17 protein-coding genes are annotated in these 16,794 nt (G+C 39.1%); 13 read left to right on the top strand and 4 right to left on the bottom strand.

The window, feature by feature from the left end; translation table 11 throughout:
* Both IPK31_00850 and IPK31_00845 read left to right on the top strand, forming a co-directional pair.
* Window positions 1–609 carry a trimeric intracellular cation channel family protein gene (locus IPK31_00850; protein MBK8086637.1) on the top strand — a complete coding sequence of 203 codons (609 nt, stop codon included), beginning with the start codon at window positions 1–3 and terminating at the stop codon, window positions 607–609.
* Window positions 610–732: 123 nt separating this feature from the next.
* A complete protein-coding gene (locus tag IPK31_00845; GenBank protein MBK8086636.1) occupies window positions 733–1,530 on the top strand; it encodes a PhzF family phenazine biosynthesis protein in 798 nt (265 codons plus the stop codon).
* Here the strand turns inward: IPK31_00845 and IPK31_00840 are convergent, their stop codons facing one another.
* Window positions 1,531–2,400: a hypothetical protein gene (locus IPK31_00840; GenBank protein ID MBK8086635.1), complete on the bottom strand. Its 870-nt coding sequence runs from the start codon at window positions 2,398–2,400 to the stop codon at window positions 1,531–1,533.
* A gap of 99 nt (window positions 2,401–2,499) precedes the next feature.
* Window positions 2,500–2,922, bottom strand: coding sequence for a thiol-disulfide oxidoreductase DCC family protein (locus tag IPK31_00835; protein ID MBK8086634.1), 423 nt, complete (start codon window positions 2,920–2,922; stop codon window positions 2,500–2,502).
* Window positions 2,923–2,957: 35 nt separating this feature from the next.
* On the opposite strand from IPK31_00835, the gene IPK31_00830 reads away from it, so the two are divergent.
* From IPK31_00830 to IPK31_00795, 8 genes are all read left to right on the top strand, one after another.
* Window positions 2,958–3,947: a tetratricopeptide repeat protein gene (locus IPK31_00830; GenBank protein ID MBK8086633.1), complete on the top strand. Its 990-nt coding sequence runs from the start codon at window positions 2,958–2,960 to the stop codon at window positions 3,945–3,947.
* Window positions 3,899–5,176, top strand: coding sequence for a hypothetical protein (locus IPK31_00825; protein ID MBK8086632.1), 1,278 nt, complete (start codon window positions 3,899–3,901; stop codon window positions 5,174–5,176). The genes IPK31_00830 and IPK31_00825 overlap by 49 nt, the downstream gene beginning before the upstream one ends.
* Window positions 5,177–5,220: 44 nt before the next feature.
* Window positions 5,221–5,862 (top strand): response regulator transcription factor, encoded by a 642-nt coding sequence (locus IPK31_00820; protein ID MBK8086631.1) that lies wholly within the window; start codon window positions 5,221–5,223, stop codon window positions 5,860–5,862.
* Window positions 5,863–6,011: 149 nt separating this feature from the next.
* Window positions 6,012–6,587, top strand: a complete 576-nt coding sequence (locus IPK31_00815) for a hypothetical protein (GenBank protein ID MBK8086630.1) — start codon at window positions 6,012–6,014, stop codon at window positions 6,585–6,587.
* 57 nt (window positions 6,588–6,644) lie between these two features.
* Window positions 6,645–7,952: an OmpA family protein gene (locus IPK31_00810; GenBank protein MBK8086629.1), complete on the top strand. Its 1,308-nt coding sequence runs from the start codon at window positions 6,645–6,647 to the stop codon at window positions 7,950–7,952.
* A gap of 4 nt (window positions 7,953–7,956) precedes the next feature.
* The gene (locus IPK31_00805; GenBank protein MBK8086628.1) at window positions 7,957–9,057 is read left to right on the top strand and encodes a hypothetical protein; all 1,101 of its coding nucleotides are present in this window, start codon (window positions 7,957–7,959) and stop codon (window positions 9,055–9,057) included.
* 9 nt (window positions 9,058–9,066) lie between these two features.
* On the top strand, window positions 9,067–9,345 hold the full coding sequence (locus IPK31_00800) for a hypothetical protein (protein MBK8086627.1): 279 nt from the start codon (window positions 9,067–9,069) through the stop codon (window positions 9,343–9,345).
* Window positions 9,342–9,980, top strand: coding sequence for a hypothetical protein (locus IPK31_00795; protein ID MBK8086626.1), 639 nt, complete (start codon window positions 9,342–9,344; stop codon window positions 9,978–9,980). Before IPK31_00800 ends, IPK31_00795 begins: the two co-directional genes overlap by 4 nt.
* Window positions 9,981–10,379: 399 nt before the next feature.
* Here the strand turns inward: IPK31_00795 and IPK31_00790 are convergent, their stop codons facing one another.
* Both IPK31_00790 and IPK31_00785 read right to left on the bottom strand, forming a co-directional pair.
* A complete protein-coding gene (locus tag IPK31_00790) occupies window positions 10,380–11,102 on the bottom strand; it encodes a YebC/PmpR family DNA-binding transcriptional regulator (GenBank protein ID MBK8086625.1) in 723 nt (240 codons plus the stop codon).
* Window positions 11,103–11,299: 197 nt separating this feature from the next.
* Complete coding sequence (locus IPK31_00785) at window positions 11,300–12,832, bottom strand: amino acid permease (protein ID MBK8086624.1); 1,533 nt, start codon at window positions 12,830–12,832, stop codon at window positions 11,300–11,302.
* Window positions 12,833–13,018: 186 nt separating this feature from the next.
* Here IPK31_00785 and IPK31_00780 point away from each other — a divergent pair, with 186 nt between their 5' ends.
* The 3 genes from IPK31_00780 to IPK31_00770 all read left to right on the top strand — a co-directional run bounded on the left by IPK31_00780 (window position 13,019) and on the right by IPK31_00770 (window position 16,784).
* Window positions 13,019–14,506, top strand: a complete 1,488-nt coding sequence (locus IPK31_00780) for a dicarboxylate/amino acid:cation symporter (GenBank protein MBK8086623.1) — start codon at window positions 13,019–13,021, stop codon at window positions 14,504–14,506.
* Window positions 14,507–14,811: 305 nt separating this feature from the next.
* Window positions 14,812–15,516, top strand: a complete 705-nt coding sequence (locus IPK31_00775) for a VTT domain-containing protein (GenBank protein ID MBK8086622.1) — start codon at window positions 14,812–14,814, stop codon at window positions 15,514–15,516.
* 5 nt (window positions 15,517–15,521) lie between these two features.
* Entirely contained in the window at window positions 15,522–16,784 is a 1,263-nt protein-coding gene (locus tag IPK31_00770) for an MFS transporter (protein MBK8086621.1), read from the top strand.
* Window positions 16,785–16,794: the final 10 nt, after the last annotated feature.

The following is a 16,794-nucleotide window of genomic DNA, read 5'->3' as shown; positions in this document are numbered from 1 at the left end:
ATGGGAGAAAACCTGCTTCATATCATTGATATTCTCGGCACGTTTGCATTTGCAGTATCAGGGGCATCTTCTGCCATGGAAAAAAAGCTGGATCCATTTGGTGTTATCATTCTCTCATTTGTTACAGCAATTGGCGGAGGTACACTCAGGGATTTACTCATTGGCGATACGCCGGTTGGATGGTTAAAGGACGGCACTACTACGTTAGTAATTGTTGCTGCTGCAATTGGCACTATGATTTTTGGACGATTTCTGAAAAAAGCAACGACCACTTTATTTTTATTTGATGCTTTAGGTCTTGGGTTTTTTACACTCATTGGTGTAGAAAAGGGATTGCAATTGCATTTAAGCACCGGTATTTGTATTGCACTCGGAACCATCACTGGTTCCTTTGGCGGAGTCATCAGAGATGTGCTTCTAAATAATGTTCCTCTTGTTTTCAGAAAAGAAATTTATGCTTCTGTATCAATCGCCGGCGGGTTACTGTATTTTATCTTACTCAAAGTTTCGTTTGCAGCGGATATTGCCAATATCATTTGCATTGCATTTATTTTTATCAGCCGCATTCTTGTAGTGCGGTATAAGCTGGCCCTCCCGAAAATGTATTGATCAGCTGAGCATTGGTTATCCATTGAATGACTCCTTCAACCATCGATACAAATATTCGCCTGAAAAGAAAATGATTTTTTAGATTGCAGCGTATTTGTTTCGCTTCTTATTTAAACAAACATTATGAAATTAAATTTATACCAGGTTGATGCGTTCACTTCAACTATATTCAAAGGAAATCCGGCAGCAGTTGTTCCATTAGAAAAGTGGATTGATGATGAACTGATGCAGCAGCTGGCAATGGAAAATAATTTAGCTGAAACTGTTTTCTTTGTTCCGTCAAAACAGGAGGGAGCTGATTATGACATTCGCTGGTTTACACCTGAACTTGAAATTAATTTATGCGGGCATGCTACATTAGCAAGTGCGTTTGCATTGTATTCTATACTTGGCTATAACAAGCCTTCTGTTACCTTTCATTCAAAAAGCGGCTTATTAAAAGTGGTGAAGAATAATGAGCTGTATGAAATGGATTTTCCTTCCTGGAAGCCTGAGCGTATTGCAGATTATCCGCAGGATATGGCTGAGATATTAAGTGTGAAGGAAATTGTTGGTGCCTACAAATACCGTGATTTATTAATTGAAGTAAATACAGAAGCAGAAGTGGTAAATGCAAAGCCCGATTTTACGGCATTAAAGAAAACCGGCGAAATGGTAATCCTTACAGCCAAAGGGGATAAGGTAGATTTTGTTTCCCGCTTCTTTGCACCAACTGCCGGTATTGATGAAGATCCGGTTACAGGTTCAGCTCACTCACAGCTCATTCCTTTCTGGAGTGAAAAACTAGATAAGAAAAAAATGTTTGCCAAACAGTTAAGTAAACGTGGTGGCGATATTCACTGTGAACAGCTGAGTACCGAACGGGTAATGATGGGAGGCGAATGTGTGTTTTATATGAAAGGCGAAGTAACTGTTAACTGATCAGGCTGCAAATATTTTCATCTCCATTGCAGTATCAAGCTGTCTGCCCAATTTTGTTCGGTATACTTTTCTTCTTTTGTAAATTCTGGCAGTTTGTATCAGAGAAATGAGCAATACAATACCAGTCAGCCATGTCAGCTTATTGTAAATTCGTAAAAGGTATGGTCTTACGGAAATCAGGTCTGCTTTTTCTTTTCCAATAAAAAAATTAAGTATTGATTTTATTGCAGGTGTTATAACAGGTATTTTATTCCAGTTGGCATACCTCACACCACTGTAACTATACTCTGGTTTATAATTACCAGGGACCTGGGTTTTATAGAAGTCCCAGTTCTGCTGCAGGTCTTTGAAACCAGCAAGACTGCCATCAGGTTTCTTAAAAGATTGATTGAACATCGGATCCAGTACAACCCATCCGCTTTCCGTTTTCGTTTCAACAAACATATGGCCGCCATATAGTCCGTTCACTTTCATCTGTCCAATTCTTACTTTCATTCCATCGGCTTTTAATATTCTAGCAAGAACAGCAGCATAGCTTGCACAGGCTCCGTTACCTGTCATCAGGTCAACTGTTGTTGGATGAAAATAATTTGCTTTGAGGCCTTCAATCTTCCTTTCACCAAAAACGACATACCTGTTTTCTTCCAAATCGAAAGTTGTTTCAGTGGCTTTTAAAGCAAAGGCCTCTTTGGAATAATTTGCCGGCAAACTGTCTTTTATATTATTGCTGATTGCAACAAACAGTTGGGATTCATATTTTGATTCGGATGCGAAGAAGAAAATAGTGGCGACGAGGAGACCATCAAGAAGAAAAAGAAAATTTAGGTTGCGGTAGATATATTTAAATTTTCGCCAATAGATTTTTATCATAGATTCATAGCTTATTTAGGTCTATTCAAACGGAATTATATGCAAATATATTTATAATTGATCAGCATCTGACTATAAATGCTGCCTGAAGTTTAAAAATCAGTCTAAAAATCTTTTTCGTTGTTCGGGAGTTGGAAGCATGCATGTTTCCTGTTTGCCAAACCATTTGTAGCGGTTTTTACCTATCCATTTATAAGTGTAATCCCTTAGAACTGGAGGGATAAGAATCAGAACGTATATTAGTTTCCAGCCCCCGTCTAAATAGCGGCATACCCTGAGTGCTGCTGAAGATTCTTTGTAAACTTTTCCATCATCAATAAAAATAACTGAAGTCAACACAGCAGGATCTATTCCAAACTGAGGTAAAATTGTTCTGGCTGTTTCACCCTGTAAGGATGTAAATAGTAATTTACCCTTACGGTCACGCTTCAAGGCAAACTGTATCCAGAAGTTGCAGAAATTACAAACTCCATCAAACAGAACAATTCGTTGTGGGCTGGTATTGTCTTCCGGTTGTTTCATAGTTTAGAAAAAATAGTGTATTTTTTTAACCTGATATGCGCCTCTTACACAATTACAAAAAAAGGCTTTTTGCTCTTTTTGTTGCTATTGCAATGATTAGTAATGTTATTGGTCAGCAAAAATACGGTAAAGAGGATTCTCTCCGCATTTTCAAATACCTGGAGAAAGCAGATTTGCTGGCAGAAAAATCACAGCTTGATTCAGCTTTGTTTTATGGTAAGCTTGCACTGGAAGAAAGCGGGCGAATAAAATTGTTGAGAGGTGAAAGCTATGCCAACTTAAAAATTGCAGACATTCTTTACCGGAAAGGTGAACAGGAATTGCTTGGAAAATATGACTCGGCTGCATTAAGAAACGCAGTTGCATTAAAAGATACTTTCCTGATTGCTCTTTCATACTATCAGTTAGGTCAGTATTTTCTTGAATTCAAGAAACTTAATGAGGCAGAGCAACTATTTAACAGGGCATTGTTATTAAAGTTTGAAAAAGACAAAAACGAATACACGGCTGTTGTTTATAATGATCTTGGATACGTGGCAGGAGAAAGGGGATTATATGATCAGCAGGTAGAATGGTATTTAAAAGCGATACGGCTTCATGAGAAGAACAATAACAATATAGGGTTGGCTCAGTCATTAAGTAATCTGTCGGCAACTTATTTTGATTTGAATAAAATGCCGGAAGCAATCCGCTATGCTAAACAGGCATTTGAATTACGGCAAAAAACCGCTGATCTTGGCGGTATGGCTTTGTCCTGTAATAATATTTCACAAATGTATCTCTTCAGCGATTCAATGCCGCAGGCTGTAAAATACCAGGAGCTCGGATTAAAATATGCTGAGCAAAGCGGTATCCAGGCAAGAATTGCACAGGCCTATGTAAGTATGTCGTTACTGATGAACAGGCAGAAAAAATTCAGGAAGCATTTGAATATGAAAAGAAGGCAATTGCATTATACGAAAAGATCGACCAGGGAGTGGTTGCCAACAGGTACATCGCTGCTGCTTTTTACAGTAATCTTTTAAAGGATTCAGCTGGTGCAGTTGAGTATTTCAGAAAATCAGAAACTCTTGCAAAATCATTGGGTAATAAAGGAGTGTTGCGGAGTGTGTACAGCTATCTTTCCGATTTCTATAATGGTAAAAAAGATTATAAAGCAGCCTATGATTATTATAAGAAGTTTATCCTTTACCGTGACAGCCTTTTAAATACAGAAACCAATACAAAGATTGCCTCCCTGCAAACGCAGTACGAAACAGAGAAGAAAGATTTTGAAATTAACCGTCTGTCAACTGAACAGCGGATTAAAACCCTTGAGATTGAAAAACAAAAAGCAATCATTGCCGGAAATGAAGCGGAAGCATTGCAGAAACAGAATGAAATTGATCTGCTGTCAAAATCACAACAACTGCAGGAAGAGCAATTGAAGCGGCAGGGAGATGAACTGGAGAAACAAATTCTTCTTACAAAAAATAATGAGCAGCAACTTCTGCTGGTTTCAAAAGAAAAGCAACTGCAACAGAAACAAATCAGTTCGCAGAAAACATTTCGTAATTTTTTACTGGCAGGGTTGCTGCTGCTGAGCCTGCTTGCCTATCTTTTCTTTAACCGGTTTCAGCTGAAGAAAAAACTGGAGCAGCAAAATGCATTACTGAGTATGCGGAACAACATCAGTGAAAACCTGCATGATGATATCGGCGCATCCTTAAGTAATATCAACATCTTAACAGAACTGGCGAAGCGTAATATTGGGCAGCCGGCAAAGTCAACTGAATATCTTGAAAAAGCAGGAGATGATATTCAGCGCATCAGTGAAAACCTAAGTGATATTGTCTGGAATATCAATCCACGCTACGATGAACTGCAAAATCTTTTTGTGCGGATGAAACGGTATGCGGCTGATATGATGGATGGAAAGAACATCAGTTACGAAATCAATTTCAATGAAGATGTGGAGAAGCTGAGTTTGTCAATGGAAAAGCGGAGAAACTTTTATCTCATCTTCAAAGAAGCGGTCAATAACCTGGGCAAGTATTCCGGAGCCGCTCATGCATGGATAACTGTGAGTATGGAAAAGGGATTGCTGAAATTAACTGTGAAAGATGATGGGAAAGGTTTTGATAAAACAAAAACCAGCAGTGGAAACGGGTTGCATAATATGCAGAAACGGGCAAATGATCTGCAGGCAGGCTTTAGCGTTTTTTCTGAACCCGGAAAAGGTACCGAGATCAATCTCAGTATCCCTCTTACCTGATTGTGTAATGGATTTTATAATTTATCTCAATTACTTTCGTAAAAATGATCACTGCTTTGGTTTTATATGAAGACAATACAAGACTGCGGCAATCAATGGAAATGCTGCTGGATGAAGCATCCGGTTATAAAGTAACCGGTTCTTTTTCAGATTGTGATAATGTAATTGATGATCTAAAGAATTGTAATCCGGAAATGGTGATTATGGATATTGATATGCCAGGCATTGGAGGCATTGAAGGTGTGAAACGCATCAAACAAAATTATCCCGAAGTAAAAGTGGTGATGCACACAGTGTTTGATGATGACAACCGGATATTTGAAAGTATTTGTGCAGGCGCAGATGGATACCTGTTAAAAAATACGGCTCCGCTTAAATTAATCCAGATGCTGGAAGATTTGATGCAGGGTGGTGCGGCCATGAGCCCGTTTGTAGCACAGAGGGTTTTTCAATATTTCAGGCAGAACAATAAAGTAAATGATGAATTTCATCTTACTGCAAGGGAAAAAGAAATTCTTGAACTGCTTGTAAAAGGAAATTCTTATAAAATGATTGCAGATAAAACAGCTATTTCAATTGATACTGTTAAAAAACATCTGCAGAATATCTATCATAAACTTCATGTAAACTGCGGTACAGAAGCAGTTGCAAAAGCGCTTCAGCATAAAATTATCAGGCTTGATTAATCAGTATAACTGTTTGCCTGTCCTTCTTCTGCAATACTCCCTGCGCATTTTACTCCTCAACTACCCGATTGTGTAATTGACATTAGGCTCAGTGTGTAAGAACTTTACTGCTGATAAGAAGAACTCTTTTTAACCTTAAACAATCAAGTATGAAAAAGAATTACCAGTTTTTTTCAATGTTGTTCATTTCGTTTGTAACATTCATCGGGTCTGAAACCCTGATGGCGCAGATTCAGGTACCAGCTAAAATTCAAAAATCAATTCAACCCAACCAATTGCCAAAAGGAGTAACTGTGCCTGCCACTCTGTTGAAAAAAGATATAGATCTGTCTGCTGCTGAAATTAAGTTCAGTATCGTTTCTGTAAAGGACCGGTTTAATGGTACTGTTAAAATTGAAGGGGTTGTAAAAAATGTTGGCCGTGGTAATTATACTTCGGGTGCTAATCAGCAAACAGTTTTGTTGTATGAAGAAGTACCTGGTCTTTCTCCAAAGCTGGTAGCTTCACGCAATTTTCAGAATGTTCCTGTTAATGGATCAGTATCGGTTTCATTTACCAGAAACTGGAGAACTTCAGATGAATTTCCTCCAAATTATACTGTAATGGTTGTGTACGATCCTGATATTTATATTGATGGAAACGATAATAATAACGATGCAAATTCAGCCAATAACCGAATCACAAAACCGGGTTCTGCCATTAATTCGTTAAACTGGAAGAGATAGAAGCTATGCCCATGCCTTATTAATTTTTAACTATCTGACCACAAAAAATATTATGCCATGCAGAAGTACGTAATCATTGTCAGCTTTCTTTTTCTTCATCTTGCAGTTGCAGGCCAAACAATAACTGAAAGGGTAAAACAAAAAGCCAAACAGAAAGTAGACACAAAAATTGATCAGTCAATTGATAAAGGTTTGAATAAAGTTGAAGAAGAAGTTGATAAAGCCGGTAATAAGGTAGTTAAAAAGAAGGGGAAGGGCAGTGCTGCTGACAGCAGTAAAAACAAAAAGAGTGGCGTTGCTGAAACTGGCAAAAAGGAGAACGGAATAACTGGAGATACAGCAAAGCCATCTGGCGTCAAGACTTTCTCAGATTTTATTCCAGGCAGTACCATCATCTTTTCCGACAATTTTGAAAAAGATGCGTTGGGTGATTTTCCTGCGGGATGGAACACAAATGGCAGCGGGCAGGTAGTAACATTTGAAGGAAGTGAAACAAAATGGCTGGATATTCAGCATGGTTCTGTTGTACACCCTATGCTAAAAAAAGTTCTTCCTGAAAATTTTACAATAGAGTTTGATCTGTTTCTGAAAGCTGATGGAGGACAAAAAACTCCATTGATTCATTTTGGTCTCACGGCGGTGAATAATATACTAAAGGAATACCTGCCTTATGCAGAAAGGTTTTATACAGCCATCTGGCATTATAATTCTGATGATGAAAAACTGATCGAGTACGGATTTAAAGATCCGGCAGGAACCAAAAATGATTTTCCAATCGGCTCCTATACCAATAAGATTCTGCACATCAGTATTGCCGTAAATAAAACAAGAGTAAGGGTTTATTTCGACCAGACAAAACTGATTGATCTGCCGGTTGCATTGAATGATAAAATGAAACGGAATTTTTATTTCAGCAATGTAACAGTAATACCTGCTTCTGAAGTAGGCGTGTTCATCAGTAATATCCGTATTGCTTCAGGTACAACTGATGCCAGGAGCTTAATTGTAAAAGATTTGCTGGAAAAAGGAAAGGCTTCCACCAATGAAATTCTGTTTGATGTAAATAAGGATATTATCAAACGGGAATCATTCCCAATCATCAACCAGATCGGCGAAGCATTAAAAAATAATCCCACACTGAAAATAAAAATCATCGGCCACACAGATAGTGATGGTAAGTCTGCCGATAATCTTACTTTATCAAAACGCAGGGCAGAAGCTGTTGCAGGTTATCTCATCAATAATTTCGGCATTGATGAATCAAGAATTACAACCGATGGTAAAGGAGCCGGGGTGCCGGTTGCTGATAACAAAACAGCAGATGGAAAAGCAAAGAACAGAAGGGTTGAATTTGTAAAACAATAAGTACATGAAGTTTATTATTTCAATTGTTGCTTTGAGCGTATCCTTTTGTCTGCATGCCCAAGTTCCTTCAAGAGAAGAACAAATGCTTGAATCGCTGAAACAGGCAGGTGTCGTTCGGCAGGAAGGAAAAACAATTATTTATAAAGTGCAAAAGGCAAGTGATACAGCAAAGGTTCGTTTGTTGTATGAAAACCTGTTTAATAATCCCAATTATAATGTACGGTTTGAAATTGATGGGAAAACCTATGAAAAGCAGAAACAAAGTCAACAAAAAAATACACCCCCGGTAAACGGTACTGTTAACAACACTGTTAGTAATCAAACACAACCCATCAATAATTCAACAGCAAATGCCAATGCGCCAGGTAACTGCTGCATGTGCAATATGAAAGTGTTTCAATACATGGGCACATATGATGCAGCTAATATAAATTCAGTGCCATTTAAAGAATATATTTGGACTGTCCCAAGCGGAGTTACAAGTATTAAGATTGAAGGCTGGAGTGCAGGTGGCGATGGATGGGAAGGGAACGCTTATAATGCGCAAGGGGGGGGCGGGGGCGGCGGTGCATATGTATTAATAATTCTGAAAGTGCAGGCTGGTGATATTTTTAAAATCAGAATACCTAGGGGAGGCTCTAATTATCCGATATCGGTTAATCTTACAGGGGTGAATACAGGCACAATCACACTCACCAGCGGGCGTAATGGATTGGAAACACAGGGAGTTAATAGATTTAACGGCGAAGGTGGAAAGCTATTAATGAATAGTGGTGTGTTTAGTGAGAATATATTTGCAGTTAAAGGTGAAGATGGTGAAAAGTCATATGGTTTAACAATAAAGCAACCTGATAGGAGCGGGGCGATGGCACTTTTAGGAGACTATCACTATTACGGCGGGAAAGGAGGAGCGGCTCCATATATGTCAACTGGTGGGGGTAAGGGTTCATTTTATGAAACATTTGACTATAAGAAAATACACCCGGGTAATGGAGGTTACCCAGGAGGAGGGGGTGGGGGTGGCTGCATTATTTCCGATTTGCATGGATTTCAAAAAATTAAAAGTGGTTATGGTGCAAACGGAGCGCTAATTATTTACTATTAAAGCATAATAATGAAAAGATATTTGTTTTTAATAACCTGTATTCTTCTTGCTGGTATTGCAGCAGCACAAAGAGATACTGCACGAAGAGATACCTCATGGGCCACATCGCCACACGGTCCTTACCTGCGATCTGTTCTTAATGCTGATGTGCTGGAAGGAAGGTCAATGCCGGTAACAATTACACCTACAGGACAGAAACTCTGCTTCGATAAAAAAATAAAAGTAAAACCATTACTCCCCGTGGCCCGGGTGAGGTTTGTGTTTTTATTAATACAAAAACAGGATTGATTGGTTACAATTCGTTTAAACCCGGCAGCACAGGTGTATGTGATATTAAACCCGATCTGCCTGATTTTGTTTTTGGTGTAATTGGTTTAAAAGGCAATGTGTTTAATTATCGAAATACAAAAAAGAAAAATACGATTGAGCACTGGGTGCAAACTTCCAACAGCGTGGAATATCAGTATCAGTTCAGTGCTGCAACAACAAACGTATTACTGCATAAGAAAACTGAACGAAGAGATTATTGCGATGGAAAAATAAAAGCGCAATTGTATAAAGCAGATGGAAGCTCCCAGCAATGGTTTCTTTTTGGGAAAAATTTTCCTGAAGCCTTAATGATGGAACCTAAAAAATACCTCGGCAATTTTGCAGTGGGGTATCAGCAATCAGACAAAGGCCTGTTTATTATTATGCAAATGATTGGCGGCAGTATGGATTCAAAAATACTGGAGATTGAAGATGTGGACATTTGTTTTGATCCTGCACCATTTAAAATATTTGAAGATGAAAGAAGAACCAAACTGACAGAGTCTATTGCAAGAGAACGGGAAAAATTGCAAGAGATGAAGCAAAGCCTGAAAAATATCCTGCATGTGCATCAAAGAAAGTTATCCTCACCAGTTATCAAAAGGAAGCATTAAACCGGCAGGAAGAAAACCTACAAAGATCAGAGCAGGGCAATGCCATGCAAAATGTAAATACGCAGCAGGCACAGACAGATTTAATGAACTACGATGATATGATTCAAACAATGATTTACGAAACAGAATTAAAATTGTGCAGGGCAGAGCAACAGCAGGCTGAAAAACCAAGCGACTCGAGGCAGGAAAAAAATTCAGTGCTTAAACAGGCAGCTTGCTGCACAGCAATCTACTAAAGCACGTTTTCAAGCACTCAACAGCAGCCTGCGTGGTCAACCCGGAAAGTTGTATGCAGAAAAAGCAAAACTGTTTATGCAGGGAATAGTGGGTTGCGATTGATGATCATAAAAAAAGGCTGATTCACCATCAGCCTTTTCATTATAATTTTCAAGTTTACAATTATCCCATATTATGAAACACCTTCTGCACATCTTCATCCTGTTCAAGGCGTTCAATTAATTTACTTACATCTTCTGCCTGCTCATCGGTTACAGGAACAGTTGTGGAAGGAAGCCATTCCAGTTCTGCACTGATGGGAGTAATGCCTTTATCTTCCAGTGCTTTCTGCATATTTCCAAAATCAGTAAATGCACAACGGATCACTAAAACATCTTCCCCATTTTCACCGGTGCTTTCGCCCAGTTCTTCCAAACCAAAATCTATCAGCTCCAGTTCAAGATCTTCAGCATTCAATCCTTCCGGTTTTAGTTTAAACACACCTAATTTTTTAAACTGGAAACTTACACTGCCGCTGTTACCCATTGAACCATGTCCTTTTGTAAAATGACTTTTTACATTCGCTACAGTGCGTACATGATTATCAGTTGCAGTTTCAACCAGGATGGCAACACCATGCGGTGCATATCCTTCATAGAGTATTTCGTCGTAGTTAATGAGTTCTTTGCCCATTGCCCTTTTAATGGCAGCTTCCACACGGTCTTTCGGCATGCCCACACTTCTGGCATTCTGAAAGCAACGGCGAAGAGCAGCATTGGAGTTGGGATCTGAGCCGCCTGTTTTTACAGCTATCACAATTTCTTTACCAATACGGGTAAAGTTCTTTGCCATCTTATCCCAGCGGGCAAACATGGTACTCTTTCTAACTTCAAAAATCCTTCCCATTGTATACTATTTTAATGATTTTTTGTAACCAGCTGCATCAAATGATGCTTCAATCGTTGCGTCGCACTCTTGTATTGTGGCAATTCTGTTCATCAGAAAGCCGGACTTTGCGACCGCAAATTTAGGGAGATGGCAGTAAACAAAAAACCGTCCTGCAGAATACAGGACGGTTTATCTCAAAAAGATTCAATTATTAGTTAGTGCTTCTCAAAATCGGAGGCATGTGGTAATATTTCAGAAGGATTCCTCAATTTACTGTGATGACGGCTATACACGAAGTAAACAATTAAGCCAACTGCCATCCAGGCAAAGGCAACTTTTAAGGTCTGTGCATCAAGCCCAACAATCATAGCCGTACAAATCAACACACCTAATGTTGAAACCACGGGAACCAGCGGTGCCCTGAACGGACGGTGAATGTTTGGTTCTTTTATTCTCAGCATCCAAACACCTGCGCTCACAAGTACAAAGGCGAACAGTGTACCGAAGGAAGTTAAATCACCGGCAACATGTCCCGGAACAAACGCAGCAAACAATCCAACAAAAACGAATAATATCCAGTTGGCCTTGTACGGAGTTTTGAATTTCGGATGAAGTTCACCAAATGCTTTCGGTATCAAACCATCATTACTCATAGTATAGAAAATACGGCTCTGTCCCATCAGCATTACAAGGATTACAGAGGAGAAACCTGCAAGGATGGCAATTGTAACAGCTTTTGCCAGCCAGCCATACCCGATCATATAAGTAGAAATGGCATAAGCAACTGAAGCTTCTCTTCCTTTTTCAGGATCAACAAAATCTTTCCAGTTGGCAACACCGGTTAATACATGTCCAAATAAAATATACAGAACAGTACAAACAACCAATGAACCGAGAATACCGATCGGCATATCTCTTTTTGGATTTTTTGCTTCCTGTGCTGCAGTACTAACCGCATCAAAACCAATGAAGGCAAAAAACACAATCGCTGCACCACCAAGCACACCGCCAAAACCATGTTTGTTCCACCCACTGTAGTCGGCAATGATTTTACCGGCACTGTCTTTCACTGGGTCAGTATCAGCAGGAATTAAATAAGGAATATGATTTTCGGGTTTAATGAACTGCCAGCCAATTACAATGAATAAGATTACAATAGCTACTTTAATAAACACGATCACCATATTTACCATTGCTGACTCCTGTGTTCCTTTAATTAATAATAGAGTAAGAAGTAATAAAATCACCAATGCGGGGGCATTCATAATACCCGAATGATGAATGCCTGTAGAATCAGTAAAGCTTTCAAAAGGCGAGTGGCACCATTCATAGGGAACAGCTCCTCCCAGCAACTTGTTTAAATATTCACTCCATGCAATAGATACTGTAGCAGCGCCTAACGCATATTCCATAATTAATGCCCAGCCAATGATCCATGCGATGAGTTCACCCATGGTTGTATAACTGTAAGCATATGCACTTCCTGCAATGGGGATCATGGCTGCAAATTCTGCATAACATAAACCTGCAAAAGCACAACCTACGGCAGCTACAATAAATGAAAGCGTAACACCCGGTCCGGCAGCCTGCCCGGCAGCAGCAGTTCTTACAAATAAGCCTGCACCTATAATCGCTCCAATACCTAATGCAATTAAGTTACCTGCCCCCAGTGTCCGTTTTAATCCTTTCTCACTGTCTTCTGCCTGTGCAAGAAGCTGGGCCAAAGGTTTTTTTACAAATAAACTCATACTTGTGTGGTTGTGGTTTTAAATATTTTACGAACCTGAAAAATAGAGATTTATTCTAAAAAACGCTCAAAAGATTTATTAACGGTTTTGCAGCCTTTCTTTCAAACCCGAAAGCTGTATATTGCGACTCATAAAAATTACTGCATGGGTAAGGGGAATCGTTTAACTATTTACATCCTTCTGTCAATGGTACTGGGTATCATTGTCGGGTATATTGTTCATGTTTATGGAACTGGGAATAAAATTAACTACATTCCTCAAAAGGATTTTTTAGGAAAAGATAGTATAGTCTTAAATGTTGGAGAAAGAACGATTATACAGGAAGTCTTAGTCATAAAAGATACATCCAAGGTCAATAAAATTAAAGATAGTTTAGGCCAATCTGATATTTGGATAGTCGAAGCAAACAAATCTATTACAGGGAAAGTACCAGCAGCCATTCTTAAAGGAGAAGTTAAGGGAAGAGTATCAACAATAACTTCACAACCAAGAAATGGCACGGTTGTACATACAGCAATAAAGTCATTTTCAGATATAATCAAACTTCTCAGTAATATTTTTATCCGCCTGGTGCAAATGATCATTGCCCCGCTTGTATTTACAACCCTGGTTGTTGGTATTGCTAAACTGGGCGATTTAAAAGCAGTAGGCAGGGTAGGCGGTAAAGCTTTACTCTGGTTCATTACTGCATCACTTGCTTCACTTTTATTGGGCATGTTACTGGTGAATGTGTTTAAGCCCGGAACTTATATTGATTTGTCGCAGGCAGATACCGAAGGTGTAAAAGACCTGATGACAAAAACCTCTTCATTCTCCTTACAGAATTTTGTGGAGCATATTATTCCCAAGAGTTTGTTTGAGGCATTGGCCACCAATGAAATTCTGCAGATCGTTGTGTTCTCCATTTTCTTTGGTGTTGCAGCTGCTGCAATAGGCGATTATACAAAGCCGTTAATCAAGGCGCTGGACGTTGCATCGCATATCATTTTAAAAATGGTCAACTATGTAATGAATTTTGCACCCGTTGGTGTGTTTGGCGCACTGGCTGCTGTTGTAGCTGCAAAAGGATTGGGCATCTTTCAGTTTTATCTCATCTACTTTGGTTATTTCCTTTTGGGTATTGCCATTTTGTGGGCCGTATTGATTGGGGTTGGATTTATGATTCTTGGTTCAAGAATGAAAGTGTTATTAAGAAGAATCTGGGGACCATTATTAATTGCCTTCAGTACAACCAGCAGCGAAGCAGTATTTCCAAAACTCACTGAGGAGCTTGAACGATTTGGTTGCAAGGATAAAATTGTTGCCTTTGTATTGCCGCTTGGTTATTCGTTTAATCTTGATGGCAGTATGATGTATATGACTTTTGCAAGTCTGGCAATTGCACAGGCCTATGGTGTGCATCTTGATCTGGCAACACAATTGGTAATGTTACTGGTGCTGATGCTAACCAGTAAAGGAATTGCAGGTGTGCCGAGAGCATCATTAGTTGTTGTGCTTGCAACCTGCGCCATGTTTAAAATTCCACCGGAAGGCGTTGCATTGATTCTGCCCATTGATCATTTTTGCGATATGTTCAGAAGTATGACCAATGTGGTTGGTAATGCACTGGCAACATCAGTTGTAAGCAAATGGGAAGGCGAGTTGGGCGATGGGCATGAGCCGGCAGCAGTATAAATTATTTTAAAGAAATCAGGAAAGTGTATAAACTTATAAGAATGAAATTCAGATTAGTAGTTTTTTTGGTCAGTGTATTTTATTGGGGAAGTGTGAATGCACAACAGCAGGTAAAAGTAAAAGTGTTTAATCAGTATGAAGCGCCTGTTGATGAATTTTCAGTAAACGGAAAAGAATATGAAGCCGGAAAGGACGGATTTGCAAGTATTGAATTTCCAGGAACTGATTCTGTTTCATTTACTGCAGTTGACTATAAAGAAACAAAAGTAGCTGTTTCAGATTTAACGGAAGGTGTAACTGTTTCCATGAATAAAAATTTTACTTGGAAAGATCTGCTTACACCAATGTTTTATATTAAGTATGGTGGGTTATGGCTGTTACTGTTTATTGTTTTTGCTGAAACAGGATTGCTGTTTGGCTTCTTCTTTCCCGGCGACAGTTTGTTATTTGTTGCTGGTATTTACAGTGGTAATCTTGCACATGAATTTCTGAAACTGATTGGTTTGGGTGGCGTGCAAAATGAGTGGTTTGATTTACTGATCCTCTGTGCTCTAATTTCCGGTGCAGGTATACTTGGTAACCTTGCCGGTTACTGGACAGGTAAAAAAGTTGGACATGCTATGTACAGCTGGAAGGATAATTTCATTTTTAAACAGCGTTACCTGCATGAAGCACATGATTTTTATGAGAAGCATGGTGGTGGAGCAATTGTATTTGCCAGGTTTCTTCCTTTCATCCGCACATTTGCACCCATCATTGCAGGTATCGTTGAAATGGATAGGAAAAAATTCATGTTTTACAATATCGTTGGTTGTGTTGCATGGGTGATCACTATGATTGTTGCAGGTCACTTTTTACAGATATGGGTAAAGAACCAGTTTGGCGTTGAATTAAAAGACAAACTTGAGTTGATTGTAATCATTATCATTGCGGTTACAACTGCTCCGGTACTCTGGAAATTTTTATTTGGCAAAAGAGCTCAAAAGCCAAAAAGCAAATCTGAATCATAATCGTAATGCTTTCCCGTAATTCAACTTCTGTTTTTTCACTGGCAGTAATTGTAGCAGCACTTGGCTACTTTGTAGATATTTATGATCTGCTGCTGTTCACCATTGTAAGAGAACCAAGTCTTGTTGGTATTGGTATCAGTAAAGACAATTCACTTGCTATGATTGCAGCCAGCACTAAGATTATTAACTGGCAGATGGTGGGTTTATTGATCGGTGGAATTTTATGGGGAACAATCGGTGACAAGAAAGGAAGGCTGAGTGTATTGTTTGGTTCAATCCTTTTATATTCTGTTGCCAATTTTGTTACAGGTTATGTTACTACGGTTGATCAGTATGCGTATGCAAGATTTGTAGCAGGTATTGGGCTTGCAGGTGAGTTAGGTGCAGGTATTACATTGGTAAGTGAATTGCTTCCCAAAAACAAAAGAGGAATCGGTACTTCACTTGTTGCAGGTATTGGATTGTTCGGAGCTGTATTCGCTTATTTTATTTTCCAGGTTACAGATCATGACTGGCGTTTGTGTTATAAAATTGGTGGCGGGTTAGGAATTATGCTGCTGCTGCTCCGTGTAAGTGTTGCTGAAAGCGGTATGTTTAAAGAAGTAAAGCAAACGAAAGTAAGCCGTGGCAATGTGTTTATGTTCTTTAATAATGCAACACGTTTCAGAAAATATATTCTTGCCATATTGATTGGCTTACCTACCTGGTATGTAATTGGAATTTTAGTAAATCTCAGTAACCGTTTTGCCAAAGATTTTTATGGTGATACACAGGTTGAAAGCGGCAGGGCTATTATGTTTGCGTATGCAGCCATTGCAATCGGTGATATTCTGATTGGTTTTGTAAGCCAGTATTTCAAAAGCAGGAAAAAGGCATTGTATCTTTTCTATGCATTGACGATTATTTCTGTAGCACTATTCTTTTCCCCTTTGAATAATTCTGATTTTGCCATGTATGCTATTTGTGCATTGCTTGGTTTCAGTACAGGCTTCTGGGCCATCTTTGTAACTATGGGCGCCGAACAGTTTGGAACTAACCTGCGTGCAACTGCTGCAACAACAATTCCCAATATGGTACGTGGTGCATTACCACTGATTAATTTAATGTTCCTCAACCTGTTTCAGAAATCATGGGGCTGGGGCTTAACAAAAAGCGGAATTGTTACAGGAGTTGTTGTTATTGCAATTACGCTGGTTGCAGCTTACTTTACAGAAGAAACTTTTCATAAAGATCTGAATTATGTAGAAGGTGAGGAGATGCTTCCTTAAGATACAGTAA

The sequence above is a fragment of the Chitinophagaceae bacterium genome (genome assembly GCA_016713085.1).
Taxonomy (GTDB): domain Bacteria; phylum Bacteroidota; class Bacteroidia; order Chitinophagales; family Chitinophagaceae; genus Lacibacter.
Note: the sequence above shows the minus strand (reverse complement) of the source record. Positions and strands in the feature narration are given on the sequence as shown.

Coding starts and splice junctions, on each gene's coding strand:
- IPK31_00840 (MBK8086635.1), bottom strand. CDS start 2,400: ATGATAAAAATCTATTGGCGAAAATTTAAATATATCTACCGCAACCTA.
- IPK31_00770 (MBK8086621.1), top strand. CDS start 15,522: ATGCTTTCCCGTAATTCAACTTCTGTTTTTTCACTGGCAGTAATTGTA.
- IPK31_00775 (MBK8086622.1), top strand. CDS start 14,812: ATGAATAAAAATTTTACTTGGAAAGATCTGCTTACACCAATGTTTTAT.
- IPK31_00820 (MBK8086631.1), top strand. CDS start 5,221: ATGATCACTGCTTTGGTTTTATATGAAGACAATACAAGACTGCGGCAA.
- IPK31_00800 (MBK8086627.1), top strand. CDS start 9,067: ATGAAAAGATATTTGTTTTTAATAACCTGTATTCTTCTTGCTGGTATT.
- IPK31_00785 (MBK8086624.1), bottom strand. CDS start 12,832: ATGAGTTTATTTGTAAAAAAACCTTTGGCCCAGCTTCTTGCACAGGCA.
- IPK31_00780 (MBK8086623.1), top strand. CDS start 13,019: ATGGTACTGGGTATCATTGTCGGGTATATTGTTCATGTTTATGGAACT.
- IPK31_00815 (MBK8086630.1), top strand. CDS start 6,012: ATGAAAAAGAATTACCAGTTTTTTTCAATGTTGTTCATTTCGTTTGTA.
- IPK31_00830 (MBK8086633.1), top strand. CDS start 2,958: ATGCGCCTCTTACACAATTACAAAAAAAGGCTTTTTGCTCTTTTTGTT.
- IPK31_00790 (MBK8086625.1), bottom strand. CDS start 11,102: ATGGGAAGGATTTTTGAAGTTAGAAAGAGTACCATGTTTGCCCGCTGG.
- IPK31_00805 (MBK8086628.1), top strand. CDS start 7,957: ATGAAGTTTATTATTTCAATTGTTGCTTTGAGCGTATCCTTTTGTCTG.
- IPK31_00850 (MBK8086637.1), top strand. CDS start 1: ATGGGAGAAAACCTGCTTCATATCATTGATATTCTCGGCACGTTTGCA.
- IPK31_00835 (MBK8086634.1), bottom strand. CDS start 2,922: ATGAAACAACCGGAAGACAATACCAGCCCACAACGAATTGTTCTGTTT.
- IPK31_00810 (MBK8086629.1), top strand. CDS start 6,645: ATGCAGAAGTACGTAATCATTGTCAGCTTTCTTTTTCTTCATCTTGCA.
- IPK31_00845 (MBK8086636.1), top strand. CDS start 733: ATGAAATTAAATTTATACCAGGTTGATGCGTTCACTTCAACTATATTC.